Origin of the sequence: Microbacterium sp. Root322 (assembly GCF_001425645.1) — a bacterium.
Taxonomy (GTDB): Bacteria; Actinomycetota; Actinomycetes; order Actinomycetales; family Microbacteriaceae; genus Microbacterium; species Microbacterium maritypicum.
On sequence record NZ_LMCS01000002.1, the window covers coordinates 169,757 to 192,933 of the forward strand.

The window sequence follows — 23,177 nt, forward strand, 5'->3', positions numbered from 1 at the left end:
TATGGACCGGAGGTAATCGCCAGCGCTACGACGAATTCGGTTCGAAATACGCTTTTAACAATCCGATGGACAGCGGGATTCGAAGATGAGGACCCGAGTCACCACCCTTCGGTCAGCACCCTGTCCAGCATCGCGACGACATGATCGGCACTGTGCGCCGTGAGGCACAGCGGTGGTTTGATCTTCAGGACGTTGGACCGCTCGGATGTCGTCAGCACGATCACACCGAGTTCACGCATCCGCTCGCAGATCGCCGCGGCCTCGGCGGCCGCCGGCTCCATGGTGTCGCGGTCACGGACGAGTTCGACACCGAGATACAGCCCCTCGCCGTGGACGACGCCGATCAGCGGATGCCGGTCGGCGAGGCCCCGAAGGCCCTCGGCGAGGCGCGCGCCGATCACTGCCGCGTTGTGCTGCAGTCCGTCCTCGGCCATCGCATCGAGCACCGCGATGCCGACCCGGCAGCTGAGCGTGCTGCCGCCGGCGGAGGAGAAGAACTGGCCCTGCGTCGACAGCGCGTCCGCGATGCGCTTCGAGGTGATGACCCCGCCGATCGGGAATCCGTTGCCCATCGGCTTCGCGATCGTGATGATGTCGGGCACCACCTCTGCGAGCTCGAACCCCCAGAAGGCGGACCCCATCCGCCCGAAGCCGACCTGCACCTCATCGGCGATGCACACCCCACCCGCCGCCCTGATCTGCGCGTAGGCCCCGGCGAGATAGCCGTCGGGGAGCACCACGCCCCCCGCATTGCCGAGGATCGACTCGCACAGGAACGCCGCGACCTCCCGTCCCTCCTCTCGCAGCCGATCGAGATCGGTCGCGAGGTCGGCGAGATAGGCGCCGGCGACGTCCGCACCCCGGTACGTGCCACGGAAGCGGTTGGGCACATCGGCGATGTGCACCCAGTCGGGGCGCGTGGCGAGCGCGAAGGGGTTGTCATAGGCGCTGGTGGTCACCGCATCGCTCGCCATCGTCCAGCCGTGATAGGCCTCTCGCAGCGCGACGACCGTGCGACGACCGGTCGCCGCCTGCGCCAGACGGATGGCGAGATCGACCGCCTCCGAGCCGCTGTTGACCAGCAGCACCGTGTCGAGGTCGCTGCCTTCGGGCATCAGGGCGAGAAGTCGTTCGCTGTACTCCGCGAGGTCGCGGAACAGGAAGCGGGAGTTCGTGGCGAGAGTCCGCAGCTGGCGGTCCGCGGCGTCCGCGACCTTCGGATGGGCGTGGCCGAGACCTGCGACGTTGTTGACCATGTCCACGTACGTGCGCGCGGTGGTGTCGATCAGGTAGTGCTGCCAGCCGCGTTCGATCTGCGGGGGACGCTCGTAGTAGCGCTCCTGCGCCGCAGCGAAGATCCTCTCGCGACGGCCGAGCTCCGCCGCGGCATCGTCGTGCTGCGTGAAAGAGGGCAGTCCGAGGACGGGTGCGGGGTCGGCGGTCAGCCGGCTCCACGCCGGGACGCGGTCGGGGGCGACCAGGGCTGCGCCGTCCGCCTGTTGCTCCGGAGCATCGTCTCGCCGGATGCCCACCGTCAGCCGCCGCGGTTCGAAAGCTGCGGCGAGCCACCCCACGGTCTCGCCGGCGCCCACAGGGCGCTCACGGCGCTCCTCCGCATCGAGTCCCGTGATCTCGAGCACCCAGTCGTGGCCGCCGTCAGGATCGTCGAGGTCGAGGATGAGCCGAGCGGTCCCGCCCCGTTGCGTCACACGCCCACTCGCGGGCGCCGCCACTCGCGCCCGGGGCCCCGGAGGGAAGTGCAGTTCGCAGGCGGTCGCCCAGGTCTGCCCCGCCTCTGCGTCGTCGACGCGCGCTCGCGTCAGCCGGAACGCGCCGTACGGCATCACCGCCACGGCGACCCCGAGCTCGATCGCCTCGGCGATCAGCTCCTCCTCCGCGTCCTCCCGGAGCCAGCGCCCGCCGTCGAGGGCTGCGGACTCGACTCCGGGATCGATCACGGCGACGCGGCCGGTGAGATCCGGCAGCAGCGAGGCGAGAGGGGCGACCTCCGCCTCCGCCGCCAGATCCGCCGCATCGAAGCCGCCTTCGTCGATTCCGACCGCGACGAGCACGTGCTCGGTCATCTCGACCAGCGGCAGCAGGGTCGCGGCGTCGAAGATCGCCTGCTCGCCCGCGATCCGCTCCCGCGCGTAGTCGTTGTCGCCGTCGATCTCGAGCTGACGCCACCCGCTCGCCACCAGCAGCGCGGCGCGCAGCACCACGAGAGGCCAGACCGCTCTGGCCTCCGCCACGCTCAGCGGGGCATCCCGGTGGAAGGCGGCGATCGTCTCGATCACGCGCAGCGGCCGCTCCGGCTCGTGGTGCAGCATCGACGATGCGCACACCGCGAGCTCGGCCACGCGCCATCCGAGTCCGAGATCGCCCAGATCGAGGACCGTGTGCGGATGCAGGCGGGAATCGTCGCCCCGCGTGCCCATCACGTTGTCGTCGGTGAGGTCGCCGTGGATCGCCTGCACCGGAAGGCCCGCGGCGAGCGGGGCGAGAGCGGCATCCGCCTTCGCCGCCGCACGCAGCACGCGCCCTCGCAGTGCGGCGTCGGCGATGGACGGTGCGAGTGCCGTGGTCTGCTCGTGCGCGACGCGCATGTCCCACATCTGCGGGCGATCGAGACCGGGATGACCGAGGGGCGCCAGCGCATTCGCGGAAGCGGCGGCGAGCGCGCCGAACTCGGCGAGCACCACCGGGGCGAGGTACCCCGCATCCACCAGCGGCTCCCCCGGGGCGAACTCGCTGCGCCGCACGGCGAATCCGTTCCAGTGCTGGGTGAGCGCACCGTCGAGACCCGGGAGCACCGCCGGCACCCGGACCCCCGCGTCACGGTAGGCGTCGAGGGCGGCATGCTGCGCGTCGCGCGCCGCATCACCGAACACCGCGTTGTCGATGCGCAGCACGCTCTTCGCGCCGTCCTCCGCCGTGAGGAGGAAGTTCCGGTCCTGATTGCTGCCGAGCTCCTGCGCGCTCGCCGTGATCCCATAGCAGTCCAGGGCGATGCGCGCGGCATCCGCCGTGCTCACGTCGGGGCGGACCAGGCCCACTCCGCCCGTCATGCGCGGTGCTGCCGGTGGTGCGCGCCGTCGATGCTCACGTCGTGCGCATGCCGTGCGAGCGACGTGCCGTAGCGCTCGGTCAGCTGCACCATCAGGTCGGGGGTGTCGCGGTCGACACCGAACACATGCCCGGGGAAGTCGAGATCGGGCTGCGCCGCCGCGATCTCGGCCTCGCGATCCGGCGAGAACAACTGCGCGGGGTCGCCGACGGCCACCCAGCCGATCGGGACGACGGTGCCCTCCGGCAGCACGGCACGACGGAGCACGATCGCATTGACGCGCACCTCGCAGCGCGGCCCGATCAGCGCACCGTTGAACAGTCGCGACCCCGAGGCGAGGAACGTCTCCTCTCCGACGGTCGCGCCCGCGATGCTGGACAGCGTGCCGATCAGGGTGTGCGACCCGATGTGCACGGCGTTCGCCGCCGTGGCGCGGATGAGCGCGTTCTCCATCACGATGACGTGCTCACCGAGGGTGATCGCTCCTCCCTCGGCGGTGATCACGGCGCCGTGCAGCACCTGGCAGCCCGGCCCGATCTCGACGTCGCCGGAGATCACGGCGGTGGGGGCGATGACGGCGGTGTCATGGACGCGGGGCCGAGCCCCGAGGTGCTCGTACAACATGCCGCCAGACTAGTCCCGCGGCCGCGGCGGCGCGCTACTCGGACGCGGCCGGCTCAGGGAAGATCGCAGTGAACAGCTGACCGACCCACTCGAGCAGCTGCGCGTCGGGAAGCGGCTCGAGCCCCACGCCGACGGCGGCGGGGACCGTGGGCATCGGCACGACCAGCGCCTCTCCCCCTCCCACGAGCTTCGCCTTCGGGTAGAGCCGCTGCAGCCGTACCTTGATCGAATCCTCGAGCCGGGCGGGCGCGATGCGCAGATTCGACCCCATCACCACGACGTCCGTCAGGCCCGCACGCGCGGCGCGCCGGCGCAGGCGCGAGATCGCCAGCAGCCCCTCGACCTCTTCCGGCGGCGTTCCGTACCGGTCGACGAGCTCTTCGATGACCAGGTCGATCGCGTCGTCCTTGGCCGTCGCCGCCGAGGCGGCGGAGAGCTTCTGGTAGGCCTCCAGGCGCAGCCGCTCGCTGTCGATGTAGTACTCGGGGATGCGCGCGTCGAGGGGAAGCTCGAGACGCAGTTCCTGCCCCGTCTCGACCTCGTCGCCGCGGAAGGTCGCCACGGCCTCGCCGATCATGCGCAGATACAGGTCGAACCCGACGCCGGCGATGTGACCGGCCTGCTCGGCGCCGAGCAGGTTGCCCGCGCCGCGCAGCTCGAGGTCCTTCAGGGCGACCTGCATACCGGAGCCCAGGTCGTTGTTGACCGCGATGGTCTGCAGCCGGTCGGCGGCGGTCTCGCTCAGCGGCTTCATCTCGTCGTACAGGAAGTACGCGTACGCGCGCTCGCGCCCTCGCCCGACGCGCCCGCGCAGCTGGTGCAGCTGGCTGAGTCCGTACTTGTCGGCGCGGTCGATGATGATCGTGTTCGCGTTCGCGATGTCGAGACCCGTCTCGATGATCGTCGTCGAGACGAGCACGTCGAACTTGCGCTCCCAGAAGTCGTCGACGACCTGTTCGAGCTGGTGCTCGCCCATCTGTCCGTGCGCGACGGCGATCCTGGCTTCGGGCACGAGTTCGGCGAGCTCGCTCGCGACGCGCTGAATCGACTGCACGCGGTTGTGCACGAAGAAGATCTGCCCCTCGCGGAGGATCTCGCGACGGATCGCCGCGGCCATCTGCTTGTCGCTGCGCGGACCGACGAAGGACAGGATCGGATGCCGGTCCTCGGGCGGAGTCGCCAGCGTCGACATCTCACGGATGCCGGTCACCGCCATCTCGAGCGTGCGCGGGATCGGGGTGGCGCTCATGGCGAGGATGTCGACGTTGGTCTTCATCTTCTTGAGCGCGTCTTTGTGCTCGACGCCGAAACGCTGCTCCTCGTCGATGATCATCAGACCGAGGTCTTTGAACATCACCTGGTCGGTGAGGATGCGGTGGGTGCCGATGACCATGTCGACGGACCCCTCCAGCAGACCCTGCAGAGTGAGCCGCGCCTCCTTGTCGGTCTGGAAGCGCGACAGCGGCCGCACCTTGACCGGGAAACCGGCGAAGCGCTCGGTGAACGTCTCGAGGTGCTGCTTCACGAGCAGCGTCGTCGGCACGAGCATCGCCACCTGTTTGCCGTCCTGGATCGCCTTGAAGGCGGCCCGGACGGCGACCTCGGTCTTGCCGAAGCCGACGTCTCCCGAGAGGAGGCGGTCCATCGGGATGGGCCGTTCCATGTCGGCCTTGATCTCGTCGATCGTCTGCAACTGGTCCAGGGTCTCCGCGAACGGGAACGCCTCCTCCAGCTCGCGCTGCCATGGCGTGTCAGGGCCGAAGGCATGGCCCTTGGCGCTCATCCGTGCGGAATAGAGCTTCACGAGCTCGACCGCGATGTCGCGGACGGCCTTGCGGGCCTTGCCCTTTGCCTGCGACCAGTCGCTGCCGCCCATCTTCGACAGGGTCGGGGCCTCGCCGCCGACGTACTTCGAGAGCAGGTCGAGCTGATCCGTGGGCACGAACAGCTTGTCGCCCGGGTACCCGCGCTTGGACGGCGCGTATTCGAGCACGAGGTAGTCGCGGATCGACTTGGTGGCGTTGCGCCCGCCGGTGGACACCTCGCGCTGGGTCATCTCCACGAAGCGGCCGATGCCGTGGGTCGCGTGCACCACGAAGTCGCCCTGCTTGAGCTGCAGCGGGTCGACGACGTTCTTGCGCCGCGATGCGAGCTTCTTGACGACGCGCTGGTCGCCACCGATCGTGCGACCGTAGAACTCGTTGTCGGTGAGCACGGCGAGCTTCGCCTCGGCCACCTGGAAGCCGGCCTCGACGGATCCGGTGACCAGCGTCGCGACACCGCCCTCCGGCGCCTCGGTGAGCGTCTCGACCACACGGGCCGCGAGTCCTCGGTCGGCGAGCACGTCGCGTGCGCGGTCGACCAGGCCGTGACCGGCGGCGATCACGACCACGCGCCAGCCGTCGGTGACCTTCGCCTCGACGAAGGAGATCGCGCCGTCGACGTTGCCGTGGAAGGAGGGGATGACGGCGGCGCCGAGGTTGGTGGCCTCCGCATCGCCTTCGCCGAGTCCGGCGCCGAACGGGCTGAGCCGCCACCACACGCCGCCCCGGTCGCGCACCACCTCGCGGAGGTCGGCGATCGTCAGGAAGTCGCCGGCGCCCAGATCGATGGGCGCGGAGGCGCCGGAGGTGGCCGCGCTCCAGGCAGCATCCAGGAACTCGCGGTTCGTGTCGCCCAGGGTGATCGCACGTGCGGTCGCGCGCTCGGGGTCGATGACCGCCGTGGCGCTCCCGGAGGGCAGATACTCGGCGAGCGACTTCAACGGGCCGGCGACGGCGGGCAGCAGCGACTCCATGCCCTCGACCGGGATGCCCTCGGCCATCTTCTCGAGCATTCCGGAGATCGCTGGGAAGCCGCCGACGAGCGCGCGGGCGCGCTCGCGGACCTCTGCCGTGAGCAGCAGTTCGCGGGTCGGAGGAAGGTCGACGCTCGCGACATCGCCCGGGAGCGAGCGCTGGTCGGCAACCGAGAACGCGCGGATCTGGTCGATCTCGTCGCCGAAGAACTCGATGCGGTACGGGTGCTCGGAGGTGGGAGGGAAGACGTCGAGGATGCCGCCGCGCACCGCGAACTCGCCGCGCCGCGACACCATGTCGACGCGCGAGTAGGCGCGCTCGACCAGCTGCTCGACCACGCGGTCGAGTTCGTGTCCTCGGCTGCCGGCGGCGAGCTCGAGCGGGGCGATCTCGCCCAGGTTCCCCGCGATCGGCTGGAGAGCGGCCCGCACCGATGCCACGACGACGAGCGGGTGATCCCCCGACCACTCCGCGATCCGTCGCAGCGTCTGCAGGCGCTGCCCGACGGTGTCGGGGCTCGGGCTGAGGCGCTCGTGCGGCAGCGTCTCCCAGGCGGGGAAGGTGAGGATGTCGGCGTCGGGCAGATAGGCGTGCATCGCCAGCGCGAGGCTCTCGGCCCGCCTGCCCGTCGGCACGACGGCGAGGAGGGCGGCCGGGTGTCCTGCCGCCGTCCGCTTCTCGAGCAGGCCGGCGAGCGCCGGGGCGTCGAGCCCGTCGACCAGGCCGAGGTCGGCATCGGTGCGCGCCCAGCTGAGGGCGTCACGGTACAGAGACGCCTCTTCCAAGGCGCGCAGAATCCCCGGAACAGTCACCGGATAAGACTAGTCGCGCCCACGGACACTCCGGCCGCTGCCCCTGCCACGGGTGCGCACCTCAATAGGCTGTCGGGATGGATTCCGTCGCCCTCACCACCGAACGCCTCGTCCTGCGCCCCCCGACGGAGGGCGACATCGATGCGATCACCGTCGCCTGCCAGGACCCGGAGATCGGGCGCTGGACCACGGTGCCGAGCCCGTATGCACGCGAGGACGCCGAGGAGTTCGTGCGTCTCATCGCGGGGTGGTGGGCCGACGGCTCGGAGGTCGTCTGGGCGATGTACGCCGACGACCTGCTCGTGGGCATGATCGGTCTGCACAACATCGCCGACCACTTCACGGGCGCTGCCGCCGAGCTCGGCTACTGGGTGACGGCCGACGCCCGGGGCCGGGGGTATCTCACGGAGGCCGCCCGCGCGGTGCTCGACTGGGGCTTCGGCGAGCTCGGGCTCGTCCGCATCCGTTGGCAGGCCGTCGTCGGGAACATCCCCTCGGCCCGCGCCGCCCGCGCTCTCGGCTTCCGCTACGAGGGCCTCCAGCGGCAGGCGCTCACGAGCCCCCGCGGTCGCGACGACGGATGGATGGCCGCTCTGCTGCCGGACGACGACCGCACGCCGGTGGACTGGCCGGTGCTCTGAGGCGCGAGCGCACCGGGTACGAGCCCGAGGAGCGACAGGTCACCAGGTGACAGTGTCGGCGGCCGATGACAGGATGAACGCATGCCGGAGATGCCGGAGGTCCAGGGCCTGACCGCCTTTCTCGCCGAACGCGCCGTCGGGCGCACGATCACCCGCGCGACCGTCTCGGCGATCGCCGCGCTGAAGACCTACGATCCGCCGATCACCGCGCTGCAGCAGGCCACGATCACGGCGTCTGCTCGCCTCGGGAAGTTCGTGGTGCTCTCCTGCGGCGACGACCTGCACCTGGTGTTCCACCTCGCCAAGGCCGGGTGGCTGCGCTGGTACGAGACGCTCCCGGCGACGCTCATCAAACCCGGCAAGTCGCCCATCGCCCTGCGCATCGCGCTCGACGACGGCAGCGGCTTCGACCTCACCGAGGCGGGAACGAAGAAGTCGCTCGCGGTCTACGTGGTGCGCGATCCGCACGACGTGCCCGGCATCGCGCGACTCGGCCCCGACCCCCTCGACGCCTCCTTCACCCGCGACGCGTTCGCGGCACTGCTCGAGGATCGGCGCATGCAGATCAAGGGGCTGCTGCGCGATCAGGCGGTGATCGCCGGCATCGGCAACGCCTACTCCGATGAGATCCTGCATGCCGCACGCATGTCGCCGTATGCGATCGCCGGAAAGCTCGACGATGCCGAGATCGACCGCCTGTTCACCGCCATGCGCGAGACGCTCGGCGAGGCGGTGGCCGCAGCCTCCGGCAAGCCCCCCGCCGACCTGAAAGACGCCAAGCGCCGGGGGATGCAGGTGCATGCACGCCGCGGCGAGGCCTGCCCGGTGTGCGCAGACACGGTGCGCAGCGTGTTCTTCGCCGACCGCTCTCTCGAGTACTGCCCCACGTGCCAGACCGGCGGCAAGGTGCTCGCCGACCGGCGTCTGTCCCGACTGCTCAAGTGACGGCGGGCGATCGGAGGGCACCGATCCATGTCTTGGAATGAAATCTGCGCAGACGCGTTGAGTACACTCAGAGCAACAACGTGCTCCGGGGTCGGTGGGAATCCGAACCGGCGGTGACAGTCCGCGAGCGTCTCGAGAGATCGAGATGCCGATCCGGTGGAATTCCGGGACCGACGGTGATGCGAGGGAGACCTCGCTAGTCCGGAAGGGAGGCAGCACGAGACGCATCCGTGCGTCCGTTCCGCCACCCCTGTCTGACCCCGGAGCCTCAGAGGAGGACGACGGATGGCAGTGAACGCGGCAGAGCGAAACGCGATGGATCGCGCGCTCCACCTCGCCGCCCGAGGGCCGCGCGGGGCGAACCCGCAGGTCGGCGCGGTCATCCTCTCCCCCGACGGCACGGTCCTCGCCGAGGGCTGGCACCATGGCGCCGGCACCCCGCACGCCGAGGTCGACGCGCTCTCGAAGCTCGCCCCCGGCGAAGCCCGCGGCGCCACCGCCGTCGTGACCCTGGAGCCGTGCAACCACACCGGCCGCACGGGGCCCTGTGCCGTGGCGCTCATCGAAGCGGGGATCGCCCGAGTGGTCTACGCACTCGATGACCCCGGCGCCGTCTCGGGCGGCGGTGCGGAGCGTCTGCGGTCCGCGGGTGTCGACGTCGAAGCGGGCGAGCAGGCCGATGCCGCGCACGCCCTGATCGCCGGATGGCTCACGGCCCAGCGCCTCGGACGCCCGCAGATCACCGTCAAGTGGGCGCAGAGCCTCGACGGGCGCGCCGCCGCCGACGACGGCTCCAGCCAGTGGATCACGGGTCCCGCAGCCCGCGCCGACGTGCATCGCCGCCGCGCGGAAGCCGATGCCATCGCGGTCGGCACCGGAACCGTGCTCGCCGACGATCCGGCCCTCACCGCCCGCGACGGCGACGCCCTGCTGCCGCACCAGCCGATCCCGGTGGTCATCGGGTCGCGGCCCACCCCTGCCGACGCCGCGGTGCACCGGCATCCGCACTCCCCCCTGTTCTTCGACACGCACGATCTGCACACGGTCGTCGCCGACCTGCACGCCCGCGGGGTGCAGAGCCTGTTCGTGGAGGGCGGTCCGACGCTCGCCAGCGCCTTTATCCAGGCCGGGCTCGCCGACCGCCTGCTCGTCTACATCGCGCCGGTGCTGCTCGGCGGCGGCCGCCTGGCCCTCACCGACATCGGTGTCGCATCCATCGGCGAGGCACGCCGCCTGACCATCGACGAATGGGTCCCCCTCGGGAGCGACCTGCTTGCGATCGCGCACCCTGCGCACGACGCACACCCGCGGAACGAAGGAGCGGCCTGATGTTCACCGGAATCATCGAGGAGATGGGCGAGATCACCGCGATCGCGCCCGCGGGCGACGGCTGGCGCCTGACCGTGCGCGCACCCCGCGCGGCAGCGGACGCCGTACACGGCGAGTCGATCGCGGTCTCCGGCGTGTGCCTGACCGTCGTCGGCTCGACCGCGGACACCTTCGACACCGACGTGATGAAGCAGACGCTCGACGTCGCCGCGATCGGGTCGGCGACGGTCGGCACCCGCGTCAACATCGAGAAGGCCATGCCGGTGGGGGCGCGACTGGGCGGGCACATCGTGCAGGGCCACGTCGATGGGGTCGGCGACGTGCTCGAAGTACGACCGGGCGCCCAGTGGAGTGTGCTGCGCATCAGCCTGCCCGCCGACCTCGCCCCGCTCGTCGTCGACAAGGGTTCGATCTCGGTCGACGGCACGTCGCTGACCGTGAGCGCGGTGAGCGCGCCCGCAGACCCCTCCCCCTGGTTCGAGATCTCACTGATCCCGGAGACCCTCGCCGCGACCACCCTCGGCATCCGCGCCGTCGGCGACCGCGTGAACCTGGAGACCGACATCCTCGCCCGGCACGTCGAGCGCCTGCTCGCGTTCCGCGCCGCACCGGAAGGAGGCTCGCGATGAGCCTTTCCACGATCGCCGAGGCCCTGGAGGCGCTGCGCGCCGGGCGCCCCGTTCTCGTCGCCGACGACGAGAACCGCGAGAACGAGGGCGACGTCATCCTGTCGGCAGAGCTCGCGACGCCGGAGTGGGTGGCCTGGACGGTGCGCTGGTCGTCGGGATTCATCTGCGCTCCGATGCCGGCCGACCTCGCCGACCATCTGAACCTTCCGCCGATGGTGGCCGCCAGCGAAGACGCCCGCTCGACCGCGTACACCGTGAGCGTCGATGCCGCCCAGGGCGTCACCACCGGCATCAGCGCCCACGATCGCGCGCACACCCTGAACGTGCTGTCGAACCCGGAATCGACGTCGACGAGCATCATCCGCCCGGGGCACGTGCTGCCGCTGAGGGCTGTCGACGGCGGCGTGCGCGAGCGCAGCGGCCACACCGAGGCCGCTGTCGAGCTCATGAAGCTCGCCGGACTCCGACCCGTCGGCGCGATCGCCGAGGTCGTCGCGGAGGACGGCAGCATGATGCGCCTTCCCGGGCTGATCGAACTCGGTGCCCGTGACGGCGTGCCGGTGATCACCATCGAGCAGCTCATCGCCCACCTCAACGAGATCGACCCGGACGGAGCGACCCCGAGCGCGCACCGGGGCCGCCGGGTGAGTCTGCGTGCCGACGCCACGGTTCCCACCACGCACGGCACCTTCCGCTTCCTCGCCTACAAGGACCGCGTCACCGGCACCGACCACATCGCGGTCGTCTCGGGCGAGCTCAGTGAGACCGCGCTGGTGCGCGTGCACTCGGAGTGCCTGACCGGCGAGGCGTTCGGCTCGCTGAAATGCGAGTGCGGCCCCCAGCTCGACTCCGCGCTCGACGCGATCGAGAAGGAGGGCGGGATCGTGATCTACATGCGCGGGCACGAGGGGCGCGGGATCGGCCTCATCAACAAGCTGCGCGCGTACAGCCTGCAGGAGGAGGGCCTCGACACGGTCGATGCCAACCTCGCGCTGGGGCTGCCCGCCGACGCCCGCGACTACGCCGCGGCCGCCGGCATCCTCTCCGACCTGGGCGTGTCGAAGGTGCGTCTGCTGACGAACAACACCGACAAGGTCGCGCAGCTGCGTGAGCTCGGCCTCGACGTGATCGAGCAGGTGCCGCTGATCGTCGGAGTGGGACCCAACAACCATCAGTACCTGGAGACCAAGCGTGACCGCATGGGTCACATCATCGGCGAAGCGGAACTCGCAGAGGCGCTCGCCCACGGAGAGGACGACGAATGAGCGGCGCAGGAGCACCCGAGACCGGCAACATCGACGGACGGGGACTGAACGTCGTCATCGTCGCCGGCACCTGGCACGAGACGATCTCCAACGGCCTGATCGCCGGCGCGGAGCGTGTGCTGGATGAGGCGAAGGCCACGCACCGACTGGTGCGCGTGCCCGGATCATTCGAGCTCGCGATCGCCGCGCAGGCCGCGTTCGCCGGCGGAGCGGATGCGGTCGTCGCGCTCGGCGTGATCATCCGCGGAGGCACTCCGCACTTCGAGTACGTCTCGGCGGCGACCACCGACGGCCTCACCCGCGTCGCCCTCGATGCCGGCAAGCCTGTCGGATTCGGTGTGCTCACCCTCGACGACGAGCAGCAGGGTCTCGACCGCGCCGGTCTCGAAGGCTCCAAGGAGGACAAGGGCGCCGAAGCCGCCGATGCCGCGTTGCGAACGGCCCTGGTCACCCGGGAGCTGCGCGGCTGAGGTCAGCCTGCCCTTGCTAGCGCGGAAGGGCGCCGCACTCGTACGGTGAGGGCATGGAGACCCTCCGCCACATCGTGCTGTTCGTCCACCTCATCGGATTCGCCGTGCTCTTCGGCGCCTGGGCCGCCCAGGCATTCGGAGGCAAGCGGGAGTTCACCCGGCTGATGAACATCGGCATGGCGATCGCCGCGGTCGCCGGCCTCGCTCTCGCCGCACCGTGGGGGCTCTCCTACGAGCTCAACTACGTCAAGGTCGGCGTCAAGCTCGTGATCCTGCTCGTCATCGGCGCCCTGCTCGGTATCGGCCTGGCTCGTCAGCGTCGCGGAGCAGCCATCCCGTCCGCGGTGTTCTGGCTGGTCGGCATCCTCACCGCGGCCAATGCCGCGATCGCCGCGATCTGGCGCTGACCGCACTCAGTCCGTCTCGCTGAACAGCCGACGGATGCGCGGTATCACCGTCGCGTAGGTCCGCGCGACCTCCTCGTAGCCGCGCGCCATTTCGAGGTCGACGTCGACGCGTTCGCCCTCCCGGACCATCGCGTCGACCGCGCCCTCCCAGCTCCGATGCATGCCGACACCGACCGCGGCGCAGATCGCCGCTCCCATGCCCGCCGCATCTCGCACCAACGGGGTCCGCACCGGCACGCGATACACGGCGGCGAGGATCTGCAGCATCAGCGGTGAACTGCTCCCGCCGCCCGTGACCACCAGACTTCTCCGCCTCCTCCCGAGAACTGCGCGTGCGCGGTCATCACTGGCTGCCGTCTCGATCGCGAGCGCCTCGAGGATCGCCCTGTAGATGTGGAACCGGCCCTGCGTTCCGTCGAAACCCACGAGCGCACCCCGACGCCACGGTTCGTCGGGCGGTGCGAGCCAGTCCAACGCCGCGACGATCCCGCCCGCGCCGACAGGCACCTGCGCGGCACCGACGTTCAGCTCCTCTTCCGTCATTCCGCACCCGGACGACGAGATCAGTTCACGGAACCAGCTGACGGTCCACATCCCCCGTCGCACACCGTTGCTCTCGTAGAGGTAGGCGCCCGGCTCCGCTCCGAAGTTGGTCCAGACGTCCGCATTCGAGCCGAGCGGGCGATCCCCTACCGTCATGGTGGCCACATATGTGCCCAGCGACAGCAGCGCGTCGCCCTCTTCCCGAAGGCCTGCCCCGAGCGCCTCCACAGCCTTGTCGTTCGAAGTGGCGATCACGGGGATGCCTGCCGGGAGCCCGGTCCGGTGCGCAGCCGCTGCCGTCACACGTCCCAGTGCCTCCCCCGGCGCAACAAGCTCGAAGAGCATCTGCGGATCCATGCCAGTGCGGGCATATTCGGAGGCGTCCCCGCTCCACGTCCACCGTTCGGAGTCGATCGGCCACATGCCCTGATAGTTTCCGGCGGCATCACGACGTTCACCGGTGAGCCGATGCCCGATGTACCCCGACGAGGTCGTGACGTACGCCGCATCTTGGACTTCTCGTTCGTACGCGTGAGGCAGTCGTTCGTCCATCCAGCTCATGATCGGCTGCGCCAGGGAGCCGTCGTTGCGCAGCACGGCACGGCAGAAGCGGATGGTGCACAAGCCGACGCCGCGGATCTCCGAGTGATCACCGTCGAAGCGCGCGAGGGCCTCACGCACAGCGGCGACCACCGAGTCCCAGAGGTCGTCGTCCGGGTGTTCCCAGCGGCCGGGCGAAGGCGACGCGTACGGGCGCAGCGGGACGCGCGCGCTGGCGTGCACGACCCCGTCGCCGTCGACGATCAGCACCTTCGTGCTCTGGGAGCCGTTGTCTATGGCGACGACGTACCCTCGCGCCGTCACGGTCACGCCGGCGACGCCGTCTCCGCTGCATCCAGCGGATAGATGGTGCCGTGGTTCATGATGCCGTGAGGGTCGATGCCGTCCTTCAGCACGCGCAGCAGCTCGAAAGCGCTGCCATGTTCCTCGAGCGTCCAGGGCGTGCGGTACTTCCCGATGCCGTGGTGGTGGACCATGGATCCGCCGAGCCGCAGCGCCTCCTCGACCACGATGGCGTTGAGCGGCTCGTGATACACGGTGATCTCCTCGCGCGGCTCGCACGAGATGTCGTAGTCGTACACGAAGTACAGGTTGGTCCCGGTCTGGTAGCTGTGGGAGGAGTGCGCGCCGAGCATCGTGAGGTCGGCCGCGTGCGGGAACTCGGTCCGCGCGCGCCGCATCACGGAGTCGAAGAGCTCCGCGACACCCGACCAGTCGATGGAGACCTCGGTGGTGTAGCCGAGGTGCGACTTCTCGAGCATCTCCCGTTTCTCGGCATCGATCTTGTCCTGGCCCCAGTTAAGGTTGTCGAACCAGTTCTCGATGAGTGCGGGGTCGACCTTCTCGTGCGGGATGCCGGCGAAGATCGCCTCCACGCCGTCAGCGGTCGCGTCGGCGATCGCCTTCGGCCCCTCCGTGACGACCACGACCACGGCCTTGCCGTCGGCGAAGTGCGAGAAGTGCTGCGCGGCATCCTCTTCGGAGTATGCTCTGGCGACCGAGGGGTGATACCCCGCGACGATGATCTCGCGCAGTCCCGCGACGCCCGCGGGCAGCGAGTCGACCAGATATCCGAGGAAGCGGTTGTTCTCGGGCTGGTACCGGAACACCTTCACCGTCACTTCGGTGATCACGCAGAGTGCGCCTTCGTTGCCGATCACGATGTGCCGGATGTCGGGACCTGCGGCACGACGGGGCACGTTCTTGATCCGGGTGACCCGTCCACCGGGGAGCACCGCTTCGAGGCCGACCACCATATCCTCGATGCCACCGTAGAGCGTGGAGAACTGGCCGATGGAGCGCGTCGCGACGAGTCCGCCCATCTGCGCCAAGGGCTTGGACTGCGGGGAGTGTCCTGTCGTCAGGCCCTGCGCGCGGAGGGTGTCCTCGAGCACCTGGAGCGGAACCCCGCACTGCGCGGTGACCATCATGTCGATCGGGTCGATCTCGAGGATCGCGTCCATGCGCGAACCGTCGAGCACGATCGTGTCCTCGACGATGGTCTCCAGCCCGCCCTCGGTCGCGGTCCTGCCCGTGCGGGGCACGATGTTGATCAGGTTCTCCTCTGCGAAGGAGAGGATCGCCGAGACGTCCTCCGTGGAGCGGGCGTAGGCGATCGCCGCGGGGATCGGTCCGTCGAAGATCCCGTGCACCGACGTGTACTTCTTGAAGCGATCGACGCTCGCCTCGCGCAGTTCCCGGGCGTCGGTGTCGACCTGATCATCGCCGATGAGATCGCAGAGTCGGTCGACGATCTCCGCGCGGGTGAGGGCGGATCGTGAAGCAACCATGGGAGAGATTTCCTGTTCGTTCGTGGATTCGAGGTGCAGCGGGTCAGCGCATCAGCGCACGAGATAACCGCCGTCGACGGTCAGCACGTGGCCGTTGACGAAGTCGGATGCGGGGCTGGCGAGGAACACTGTCGCTCCCATCAGGTCGGCGACATCGCCCCACCTCCCCGCGGGGGTGTGATCGATGATGCGGCCATTGACGGTGGGGTCGGCGCGGGACTCCTCTGTGATGCGGGTCTTGAAGTAGCCCGGCGCGATCGCGTTCACCTGGATGCCGCTTCCTCCGAGCTCGTCCGCATAGGCGCGGGTCAGTCCGACGATGCCGTGCTTGGTCGCGGCATAGGCGGGTGAGCCGAGACCGCCGAGGAAGGAGAACAGCGAGGCGATGTTGATGATCTTGCCCGCACCCTGCGGGATCATCCGCTTCGCCACCTCGTGGGCCATGTCGAACGCCGCGGTGAGGTTGACGGCGACCATGGGGTCCCATTCCTCCCGGCCGAACTCCGTGACATCCGCGATGCGGCTTATCCCGGCGGAATTGACGAGGATGTCTACTCCGCCCAGGGCCGCCACGCACGCGTCCACGGCCCTGGCGGGCGCTCCGGGCGCGGTGATGTCGATCATCTGCTGCTCGTACCGGCCGCCTTCCGCATGCACGAGGTCGGCGGTCTCACCGCCGTCGTCGAAGAGTGTCGGCACGGAGACGTCCGCTCCCGCCTTGGCCAGGGCGAGCGTGAATGCCTGCCCCAGTCCGGTGTTCCCGCCCGTGACGATCGCTCTCCTACCCCGCAGGGAGAAGTGGTCCAGGGAGAAATCAGTGATGTGCAATGCAGGCTCCTTCAGAACGTGCGGACGGATCAGGCGAAAGGGTCTGAGATGCCGATGTAGGTCGTCTCGAGGTACTCGTCGATCCCCTCGAATCCGCCCTCCCGACCGATCCCGGACTGCTTCACGCCACCGAACGGTGCGGCCGGATTGGAGACGAGACCGGTGTTCAGCCCGAGCATCCCCGTCTCCAGGCGCTCCGCGAGACGCAGCGCGCGGTTCAGATCGCGGGTGTAGGCGAAGCAGACGAGTCCGTACTCGCTGGCGTTCGCCAGTCGCACCGCCTCCTCCTCATCGCGGAACGTCGTGATGGGGGCGACCGGCCCGAAGATCTCTTCGCGGAGGATGCGCGCATCCTGCGGCACATCGACCAGCACCGTGGCCGGATAGAAGTAGCCCCGCCCGGACGGCACGACACCTCCGAGGGCGACCCGTGCACCGTCTTCGACGGCACCGGCGACGAGTTCGGCGACCTTCTCCCGCGTGGACTCGTCGACGAGAGGACCGAGAGTGGAGGCGGGCTCGGTACCCCGGGCGTTGACGTAGCCGGCCATGCGCTCGATCAGCCGAGCTGTGAACTCCTCGGCGATGCTCTCGTGCACATGGAAGCGGTTCGCCGCGACACACGCCTCTCCGCCGTTGCGGAGCTTGGCGAGCAATGCGCCCTCCACGGCTGCGTCCAGATCGGCGTCTTCGAAGACCAAGAACGGGGCATTCCCACCGAGCTCCATGGACACCCGGAGCACCTGGTGCGCGGCATCGGCGATTAGGCGACGTCCCACCTCGGTGGACCCGGTGAAGGAGAGCTTGCGCAGCCGGCGGTCGGTGATGAGCGGTCCGGTCACGGCACCGGCGCGGGTGGTCGGGATGACGTTGACGACGCCATCAGGGACGCCCGCCTCGCGCAGTATCTCCGCGAACAGGAGGGCGGTGAGGGGCGTGAGGGCGGCAGGCTTCAGCACCGAGGTGCAGCCCGCGGCGAGCGCGGGTGCGATCTTGCGCGTCGCCATCGCCAGCGGGAAGTTCCACGGCGTGATGAGCAGGCTCGGACCGACAGGTCGCTTCGCGACGAGCAGGCGGTTGCGGCCGTCAGGCGCGGTGGCGTAGCGCCCCGAGATGCGCGGTGCCTCTTCCGAGAACCACCGGAGGAACTCCGCACCATACGCCACCTCCGCACGGGACTCGGCGAGCGGTTTGCCCATCTCGAGCGTCATGACGAGCGCGAAGTCCTCGGCGCGCGCCGTCACCAGCTCGAACGCCCGCCGCAGGATCTCCCCACGCTCGCGCGGGGCGGTGGCGGCCCACGATGCCTGAGCGGCCGCGGCCGCATCGAGGGCCGCGGCGCCGTCTTCCGGAGACGCATCCGCCACGTGGGCGAGCACCTCACCGGTTGCAGGGTCGACGACAGGGAACGTGGCACCGGAGTGCGCGACGCGCCACTGCCCAGCGATGAACAGGCCCGTGGGGACGGCGGCGAGCAGCTCGGCCTCGTGTGCGGCGCTCATGCGGCCACCTCCCGACGAAGGTCGCGGCCGAGGAGTTCTTCGTACAGTCGCACCGGCGTCATCTCCCCCGCGCGATCACCGTACTGAGCCCGCGCCCGCCGGAAGATCTGCTCGACCAGCGACGACAGCTCGACCGGCATCCCGACCGAGCGCGCCAGGTCGACGGACAGGCCGAGATCCTTGCACGCCAGCGCGATCGCGAAGCCCTCGTCGTAGTCGCCGTGGTCGAGGATCGAGAGCACGTCGCGGGAGACGAACGTGCTGTTCGCCGGACTGGCGATGAGCGCATCACGCAGCACCCCGAGGTCCACCCCGGCGGCGACGCCGACCGAGAGCACCTCGGCGGTGGCGACCAGGTGCGAGAACCACAGCTGGTTGATCATGAGCTTGACGGCGTATCCCGCGCCGTTCCCTCCGACGTGGAGGATGCGCTCTGGATCACCCATCGCCTCGAACACCGGGCGCAGACGGGCCACGTCGTCGGCGTCTCCCCCGATGAAGATCTGCAGCATGCCGGTCGCTGCGCCGACCGACATCCCGCTCACCGGAGCATCGAGCAGATGCAGCCCCCGGCCCGCCTGCTCGATGCGCACGGCCTCGAGCACATCGGGAACCGACGTCGACATGTCGATCCAGGTGCCGCCGTCGGGTAGTCCGGCGATGAGGCCATCCGCCCCGGCAGCAACCGCAGCGACGTGCTTCGGCGTCGGCAGCATGGTGATGACGAGATCACTCGTGGCAGCGACCTCGCGCGGCGTCTCCGCCCATCGCGCGCCGCCGGCGATGAGCTCTGCTGCCGACTCGCGGCGGAGATCCGTGACGACGAGCGGGAAGCCTGCGGCCTGCAGGTTCCTCGTCATGCCTGATCCCATGTTGCCGAGTCCGATGAACCCGACGGTGGGGAGGGCCTCGGCGAGCGGAGGCGTGGGGGAACTCATGGGGCTTACGTGTCCTTCGTGGTGGAGAGGGGGGTGAAGAAGGGATTGGTCGGGTGATCGCGGGCGGCGAGCACCTCGTCGAGGGCCGGCAACGACGCTGCCCCGTTCGCGAGCGCCGCGCGGGTCGCCTCGCGGTTGTTGCGGTAGACCGTCTCGGCATCGTCCGCGGCCGGGTTGACCCACACCGCGGCGATCACCGCGTGCGTGTCGGCGGCTTCCCGCGGGATGACCCCATCTGCGACGGCATCCGCGACGCCCGCGGCGACCCCGGCCTGCGCGGGACCCCAGATGAGGAGCCCGTGCTCGTCGCCCGCCGGGGCGGCCTTCGTGACGAACAGGGTCATCGGCTTGACCGGGAGTGAGGGACGCAGGACCGCGACGAACGGTACGTGACCCTGACTGGGGCTGGCGAGGGCTGTGGCCCACGCCGTCCCCGCCGGCCCGTCACGGTGGCCGAGGACCGTGTTGATGTGCGCAGCGTTGACGCCGTCGCCGACGAAACTCTCGCCCAGCTGGACAGCAGCGGTCATCAGATGAGTCCCTGGTCCTCGAGCCATTCGATCGCGACGTCTTCCGGGTCCTCGCCGTCGACATCGACCTTCGCGTTGAGCGTCTGCATGACCTCGGTCGTGAGCAGCGGGCTGAGCTCGGCGAGGACGTCGGCGATCCCGGGGTGCTCGTCGAGCGTGCTCTGCTTGAGGGTGAATCCGCCCTGGTAGCTCGGGAAGAACTCCTTGTCGTCCTCCATCACGACCAGGTCGAGAGCGGGGATGCGGCCGTCGGTCTGGAACACCTCGCCGAAGTTGCAGTCGTCGCCCTTCTGGGTCGCGGTGTAGATCACGCCGGTGTCGAGCATCGTCACATTGGCGGCGGGTGCATCGAATCCGTACGCCGCAGAGAGCCCCGGCCATCCGTCGTCGCGCGTCGAGAACTCGCTCTCGATGCAGAACGTCTGGTCGGCGCTGGGGAGCTTCGCGACATCGCTGAGCGTCTTCACACCGAGCTTGTCGGCCTCGCTCTGCCGGATGGCGAACGCGTAGGTGTTGTTGAACGGTGCGGGGTCGAGCCACGCGATGCCGCTCTCGGCGTCGGCCTCCTTTACGGCCTCGAACTGCGCCTCGGCTCCTTGCACCGGCGTCGTGTTGCCGTTGTAGGTGATCCACGACGTGCCCGTGTACTCCCAGTAGCCCAGGAACTGGTCGTTCTCGAGTGCCTGGCGCACATTCGCCGAGCCGACGAGCTTGGTGTTCGCCTCGACGTCGGCGCCATGGGCGTTGAGGAGCTCAGCGGTCATGTAGGCGAGGATGTACTGCTCGGAGAAGTCCTTCGAGCCGATCTCACCGGTGAGACCTTCCAGCTCGTCGCCCTTGGCGCCGGAGCCGCCCGCGCCGCCGGCGGTACAGCCGGTGAGGAGGAGTGCTCCGGCGGCGAGTGCCGCCAGTGTTGCCGTTGCGAGGGTGCGCGATGTCATTGCAGGTTCCTTTCGGGAGGGATTACGAGAGTCGATGACTCAGAGGCCTTTGGGGCGGACGATGTCTTCCACGACGCTGGCTGCCCAGTCGATGAGCACGGCTATCGCGGCGACGAGGATCGCCCCGACGATGAGCACGGGATAGCGCTGCAGCTTCAGACCGTTGATGATCATGTCGCCGAGGCCACCCGCGTTGATGAAGGTCGCGACGGTCGCCACTCCGACCGCAAACACCAGTGCGGTGCGGAGCCCGGCGAGGATCACGGGGGAGGCGAGCGGCAACTCGACCCGACGTAGCACCTGGCCGGAGGTCATCCCCATGCCCCGCGCCGATTCCTTGATGTTCGGGTCGACCTGCGCGAGGCCAGCGATCGTGTTCTGGAGCACGGGGAGGAAGGAGTAGATGACGAGCGCCACGAGCGCCGTCGTGAAACCTGTCTGCCACACGATGGCGAGGAGGATCACGACGCCGATGGCCGGCGTCGCCTGTCCGATGTTCGCGATGCCGATCACGACACCACGGAAGACACGTGATGACGAGCGGCTGACCGCGATGCCGGCGGGGATCGCCAGCACGGCCACCAGGATCGATGCCGTGATCGACAGGATCAGATGCTCGCCGATGCGCGCCGTGATGTAGTCGGCGTTGAGCGTGCGCTGTTCGATCGAGTCGAGCTCGAGCGTCGAGATCCAGAGGAACGTGACCAGCAGCACGGCCGCGACGACGATGAGCGGCATCATCCTCCGCAGCAACACGGGCATACCGCGCCGCTCGACGGACTGCGTCTGCAGGACCGTCGTCGCGGAGGGCACGATATCGGGCGCCTGCATGGTCACTCGCCCTCCGTGCGGCGTGCGGGTGCGATGGCCCCGAGCGCGGCGGAGATCGCCGCCTGATCGATGGAGCCGACGATGCTCCCCCCACGCGTCACGTTGACGCGCGGGGCGCCGGTCAGGACCAAGAGGTCGAGCGCCTCGCGCAGCGAGGTCTGCTCGTCGATCGTCGCCACGGGAGCGTGGGAGTCCGGTGCGCCCACGTGCGCGCCGTTCACGGGGATGAGCGCGAGCCGCTTCAGCGCCGCCCCTTCGCCGATGAACGAGCGCACGTACTCGTTGGCCGGGTTCGCGAGGATGCGCGCCGGGGTGTCGAACTGCTCGATCCGGCTGCGCTCGCTCAGCACCGCGATGCGATCACCCATTCGGATGGCCTCTTCGAAGTCGTGCGTGACGAAGATGATCGTCTTGCCGATGTCGGCCTGCAGCCGGAGGAACTCCGCCTGCAGCTTCTCGCGCGTGATCGGATCGGTCGCGCCGAACGGCTCGTCCATGAGCATCACCGGAGGGTCGGCGGCGAGGGCTCGAGCGACTCCGACCCGCTGCTGCTGCCCGCCGGAGAGCTGGCGCGGGTAACGATCCGCGAAGGTACCAGGGTCGAGCTGCACCGTGTCGAGGAGCTCCTCGACACGTGCCGCGGTACGCGCCTTCGACCAGCCGAGCAGCTTCGGCACGACGGCGATGTTCTCCGCGATCGTGAAGTGCGGGAAAAGCCCGATCTGCTGGATCACGTACCCGATGTGGCGGCGCAGCTCGTTGCCGTCGAGGGAAAGGACGTCGTCGCCGTTGATGCGGATGGATCCGGATGACGGCTCGATGATGCGATTGATCATCTTCATCGTGGTGGTCTTGCCGCAGCCGCTGGGGCCGACGAACATGACCAGCTCGCCGGGCTCGATGCGCATCGAGAAGTCCTCGACGGCGGGAGTCGACTGCCCCGGGTACTGCTTGGTGATGTGGTCGAGGACGATGTCGACGCCGCCCTGCTGCGAGGCGAGAGAGGTGAGTACGCCGGTGTTCGTGGTGATGTCAGACACGGAGGCCCCTTGAGGTGGTGAGACGGGCGATGAGCACGAGGATGCCGTCGAGGACGAGCGCGAGGAGGATCACGGCGACGGTGCCGGTGAGCGCGTAGTTGAGGGCGTTCTTGGATCCCAGGGAGGACAGCCCCTTGAAGATGTACTCGCCAAGTCCTGGGCCGGCGACATAGGCGGCGATCGCTGCGATGCCGACCGTGAGCTGCGCGGCGACGCGGATGCCGGTCATGATCACCGGCCAGGCGATCGGCAGCTGCACGGTGAAGAGCACCCGGGTGGGGCTGAGGCCCATCCCCCGTGCAGATTCCAGCACCGAGATCGGCACCTCACGGAGTCCGACGACGGTGTTGCGCACGACAGGGAGCAGGGAGTAGAAGACCAGCGCGACCACGGTCGGCAGCCAGCCGAGGCCGAGGATCGGGCTGAGCAGGGCGAGCAGCGCGAGCGAGGGGATCGTGATCGCGACAGCGGCGGCGGTCAGCACCGTCGTCCGGGCGATGCGTCGATTGCGGACGAGGATCCCCAGCCCGATCCCGATGGCCGAGGCCAGCGCGACGGAGATGAGCACGACGACGAGGTGATCGCGGGTCAGCTCGAGGATGTCGTCTGCGCGACGTGTGAGGAAGACCACGAGGTCTTCCCAGTTGAATCCGGTCAAGAGGGCTCCTGTCTCGTCGTTGAGGCCG

At 69.3% G+C, this 23,177-nt stretch carries 20 protein-coding genes and 1 riboswitch; of the genes, 7 read left to right on the top strand and 13 right to left on the bottom strand.

The window, feature by feature from the left end:
- Positions 1 to 98: 98 nt before the first annotated feature.
- From ASC55_RS05640 to mfd, 3 genes are read right to left on the bottom strand one after another with little or no spacing between them, the layout of a single operon-like run.
- The gene (locus ASC55_RS05640) at positions 99 to 3,068 is read right to left on the bottom strand and encodes an aminotransferase (RefSeq protein ID WP_055873492.1); all 2,970 of its coding nucleotides are present in this window, start codon (positions 3,066 to 3,068) and stop codon (positions 99 to 101) included.
- Positions 3,065 to 3,691 carry a gamma carbonic anhydrase family protein gene (locus tag ASC55_RS05645; RefSeq protein WP_017828749.1) on the bottom strand — a complete coding sequence of 209 codons (627 nt, stop codon included), beginning with the start codon at positions 3,689 to 3,691 and terminating at the stop codon, positions 3,065 to 3,067. The genes ASC55_RS05640 and ASC55_RS05645 overlap by 4 nt, the downstream gene beginning before the upstream one ends.
- Positions 3,692 to 3,725: 34 nt before the next feature.
- Positions 3,726 to 7,301, bottom strand: a complete 3,576-nt coding sequence (gene mfd / locus ASC55_RS05650) for a transcription-repair coupling factor (RefSeq protein ID WP_055873494.1) — start codon at positions 7,299 to 7,301, stop codon at positions 3,726 to 3,728.
- A gap of 77 nt (positions 7,302 to 7,378) precedes the next feature.
- Between mfd and ASC55_RS05655 the strand changes: the two genes are divergently transcribed.
- From ASC55_RS05655 to ASC55_RS05685, 7 genes are all read left to right on the top strand, one after another.
- Entirely contained in the window at positions 7,379 to 7,942 is a 564-nt protein-coding gene (locus ASC55_RS05655; protein WP_055864695.1) for a GNAT family N-acetyltransferase, read from the top strand.
- Positions 7,943 to 8,023: 81 nt separating this feature from the next.
- A complete protein-coding gene (locus tag ASC55_RS05660; protein WP_055873497.1) occupies positions 8,024 to 8,887 on the top strand; it encodes an Fpg/Nei family DNA glycosylase in 864 nt (287 codons plus the stop codon).
- A gap of 77 nt (positions 8,888 to 8,964) precedes the next feature.
- A riboswitch (FMN riboswitch) is annotated at positions 8,965 to 9,109 on the top strand.
- Between the two features lie 63 nt (positions 9,110 to 9,172).
- Positions 9,173 to 10,216, top strand: coding sequence for a bifunctional diaminohydroxyphosphoribosylaminopyrimidine deaminase/5-amino-6-(5-phosphoribosylamino)uracil reductase RibD (ribD, locus tag ASC55_RS05665; protein ID WP_055873500.1), 1,044 nt, complete (start codon positions 9,173 to 9,175; stop codon positions 10,214 to 10,216).
- Complete coding sequence (locus ASC55_RS05670; protein WP_055864704.1) at positions 10,216 to 10,845, top strand: riboflavin synthase; 630 nt, start codon at positions 10,216 to 10,218, stop codon at positions 10,843 to 10,845. The genes ribD and ASC55_RS05670 overlap by 1 nt, the downstream gene beginning before the upstream one ends.
- Complete coding sequence (locus tag ASC55_RS05675) at positions 10,842 to 12,110, top strand: bifunctional 3,4-dihydroxy-2-butanone-4-phosphate synthase/GTP cyclohydrolase II (protein ID WP_055864707.1); 1,269 nt, start codon at positions 10,842 to 10,844, stop codon at positions 12,108 to 12,110. Before ASC55_RS05670 ends, ASC55_RS05675 begins: the two co-directional genes overlap by 4 nt.
- Positions 12,107 to 12,580 (top strand): 6,7-dimethyl-8-ribityllumazine synthase, encoded by a 474-nt coding sequence (ribH, locus tag ASC55_RS05680; protein WP_055864713.1) that lies wholly within the window; start codon positions 12,107 to 12,109, stop codon positions 12,578 to 12,580. Before ASC55_RS05675 ends, ribH begins: the two co-directional genes overlap by 4 nt.
- A gap of 53 nt (positions 12,581 to 12,633) precedes the next feature.
- Positions 12,634 to 12,987 carry a hypothetical protein gene (locus tag ASC55_RS05685; RefSeq protein WP_017828757.1) on the top strand — a complete coding sequence of 118 codons (354 nt, stop codon included), beginning with the start codon at positions 12,634 to 12,636 and terminating at the stop codon, positions 12,985 to 12,987.
- A 6-nt stretch (positions 12,988 to 12,993) separates the two neighbouring features.
- Here ASC55_RS05685 and ASC55_RS05690 read toward each other — a convergent pair whose 3' ends face one another.
- Genes ASC55_RS05690 through ASC55_RS05735 form a run of 10 tightly spaced genes read right to left on the bottom strand, consistent with a single transcriptional unit; the run spans position 12,994 to position 23,149 of the window.
- Positions 12,994 to 14,400 (bottom strand): FGGY-family carbohydrate kinase, encoded by a 1,407-nt coding sequence (locus ASC55_RS05690; protein ID WP_055873503.1) that lies wholly within the window; start codon positions 14,398 to 14,400, stop codon positions 12,994 to 12,996.
- Positions 14,397 to 15,881 (bottom strand): FAD-binding oxidoreductase, encoded by a 1,485-nt coding sequence (locus tag ASC55_RS05695; RefSeq protein ID WP_055873506.1) that lies wholly within the window; start codon positions 15,879 to 15,881, stop codon positions 14,397 to 14,399. Before ASC55_RS05695 ends, ASC55_RS05690 begins: the two co-directional genes overlap by 4 nt.
- Before the next feature lie 51 nt (positions 15,882 to 15,932).
- The gene (locus tag ASC55_RS05700) at positions 15,933 to 16,709 is read right to left on the bottom strand and encodes an SDR family oxidoreductase (protein WP_017828760.1); all 777 of its coding nucleotides are present in this window, start codon (positions 16,707 to 16,709) and stop codon (positions 15,933 to 15,935) included.
- 29 nt (positions 16,710 to 16,738) lie between these two features.
- Entirely contained in the window at positions 16,739 to 18,211 is a 1,473-nt protein-coding gene (locus ASC55_RS05705) for an NAD-dependent succinate-semialdehyde dehydrogenase (protein ID WP_055873514.1), read from the bottom strand.
- Positions 18,208 to 19,149: an NAD(P)-dependent oxidoreductase gene (locus ASC55_RS05710; RefSeq protein WP_055873517.1), complete on the bottom strand. Its 942-nt coding sequence runs from the start codon at positions 19,147 to 19,149 to the stop codon at positions 18,208 to 18,210. The genes ASC55_RS05705 and ASC55_RS05710 overlap by 4 nt, the downstream gene beginning before the upstream one ends.
- Positions 19,150 to 19,154: 5 nt before the next feature.
- On the bottom strand, positions 19,155 to 19,679 hold the full coding sequence (gene fae / locus ASC55_RS05715; protein WP_017828763.1) for a formaldehyde-activating enzyme: 525 nt from the start codon (positions 19,677 to 19,679) through the stop codon (positions 19,155 to 19,157).
- Positions 19,679 to 20,620: a glycine betaine ABC transporter substrate-binding protein gene (locus ASC55_RS05720; RefSeq protein ID WP_017828764.1), complete on the bottom strand. Its 942-nt coding sequence runs from the start codon at positions 20,618 to 20,620 to the stop codon at positions 19,679 to 19,681. The genes fae and ASC55_RS05720 overlap by 1 nt, the downstream gene beginning before the upstream one ends.
- A gap of 39 nt (positions 20,621 to 20,659) precedes the next feature.
- Positions 20,660 to 21,451: an ABC transporter permease gene (locus tag ASC55_RS05725; protein ID WP_055873520.1), complete on the bottom strand. Its 792-nt coding sequence runs from the start codon at positions 21,449 to 21,451 to the stop codon at positions 20,660 to 20,662.
- Between the two features lie 2 nt (positions 21,452 to 21,453).
- Positions 21,454 to 22,491 (bottom strand): ABC transporter ATP-binding protein, encoded by a 1,038-nt coding sequence (locus tag ASC55_RS05730; protein WP_288967751.1) that lies wholly within the window; start codon positions 22,489 to 22,491, stop codon positions 21,454 to 21,456.
- Positions 22,484 to 23,149: an ABC transporter permease gene (locus ASC55_RS05735; RefSeq protein ID WP_055873523.1), complete on the bottom strand. Its 666-nt coding sequence runs from the start codon at positions 23,147 to 23,149 to the stop codon at positions 22,484 to 22,486. The genes ASC55_RS05730 and ASC55_RS05735 overlap by 8 nt, the downstream gene beginning before the upstream one ends.
- Positions 23,150 to 23,177: the final 28 nt, after the last annotated feature.

What these genes read in the sequence shown, in the direction of transcription:
- ASC55_RS05685 (WP_017828757.1), top strand. Translation starts at nt 12,634, where the DNA reads ATGGAGACCCTCCGCCACATCGTGCTGTTCGTCCACCTCATCGGATTC.
- ASC55_RS05640 (WP_055873492.1), bottom strand. Translation starts at nt 3,068, where the DNA reads ATGACGGGCGGAGTGGGCCTGGTCCGCCCCGACGTGAGCACGGCGGAT.
- ASC55_RS05720 (WP_017828764.1), bottom strand. Translation starts at nt 20,620, where the DNA reads ATGACATCGCGCACCCTCGCAACGGCAACACTGGCGGCACTCGCCGCC.
- ASC55_RS05670 (WP_055864704.1), top strand. Translation starts at nt 10,216, where the DNA reads ATGTTCACCGGAATCATCGAGGAGATGGGCGAGATCACCGCGATCGCG.
- ASC55_RS05645 (WP_017828749.1), bottom strand. Translation starts at nt 3,691, where the DNA reads ATGTTGTACGAGCACCTCGGGGCTCGGCCCCGCGTCCATGACACCGCC.
- ASC55_RS05705 (WP_055873514.1), bottom strand. Translation starts at nt 18,211, where the DNA reads ATGAGCGCCGCACACGAGGCCGAGCTGCTCGCCGCCGTCCCCACGGGC.
- ribD (WP_055873500.1), top strand. Translation starts at nt 9,173, where the DNA reads ATGGCAGTGAACGCGGCAGAGCGAAACGCGATGGATCGCGCGCTCCAC.
- ASC55_RS05675 (WP_055864707.1), top strand. Translation starts at nt 10,842, where the DNA reads ATGAGCCTTTCCACGATCGCCGAGGCCCTGGAGGCGCTGCGCGCCGGG.
- ribH (WP_055864713.1), top strand. Translation starts at nt 12,107, where the DNA reads ATGAGCGGCGCAGGAGCACCCGAGACCGGCAACATCGACGGACGGGGA.
- ASC55_RS05695 (WP_055873506.1), bottom strand. Translation starts at nt 15,881, where the DNA reads ATGGTTGCTTCACGATCCGCCCTCACCCGCGCGGAGATCGTCGACCGA.
- ASC55_RS05660 (WP_055873497.1), top strand. Translation starts at nt 8,024, where the DNA reads ATGCCGGAGATGCCGGAGGTCCAGGGCCTGACCGCCTTTCTCGCCGAA.
- fae (WP_017828763.1), bottom strand. Translation starts at nt 19,679, where the DNA reads ATGACCGCTGCTGTCCAGCTGGGCGAGAGTTTCGTCGGCGACGGCGTC.
- ASC55_RS05710 (WP_055873517.1), bottom strand. Translation starts at nt 19,149, where the DNA reads ATGAGTTCCCCCACGCCTCCGCTCGCCGAGGCCCTCCCCACCGTCGGG.
- ASC55_RS05655 (WP_055864695.1), top strand. Translation starts at nt 7,379, where the DNA reads ATGGATTCCGTCGCCCTCACCACCGAACGCCTCGTCCTGCGCCCCCCG.
- ASC55_RS05725 (WP_055873520.1), bottom strand. Translation starts at nt 21,451, where the DNA reads ATGCAGGCGCCCGATATCGTGCCCTCCGCGACGACGGTCCTGCAGACG.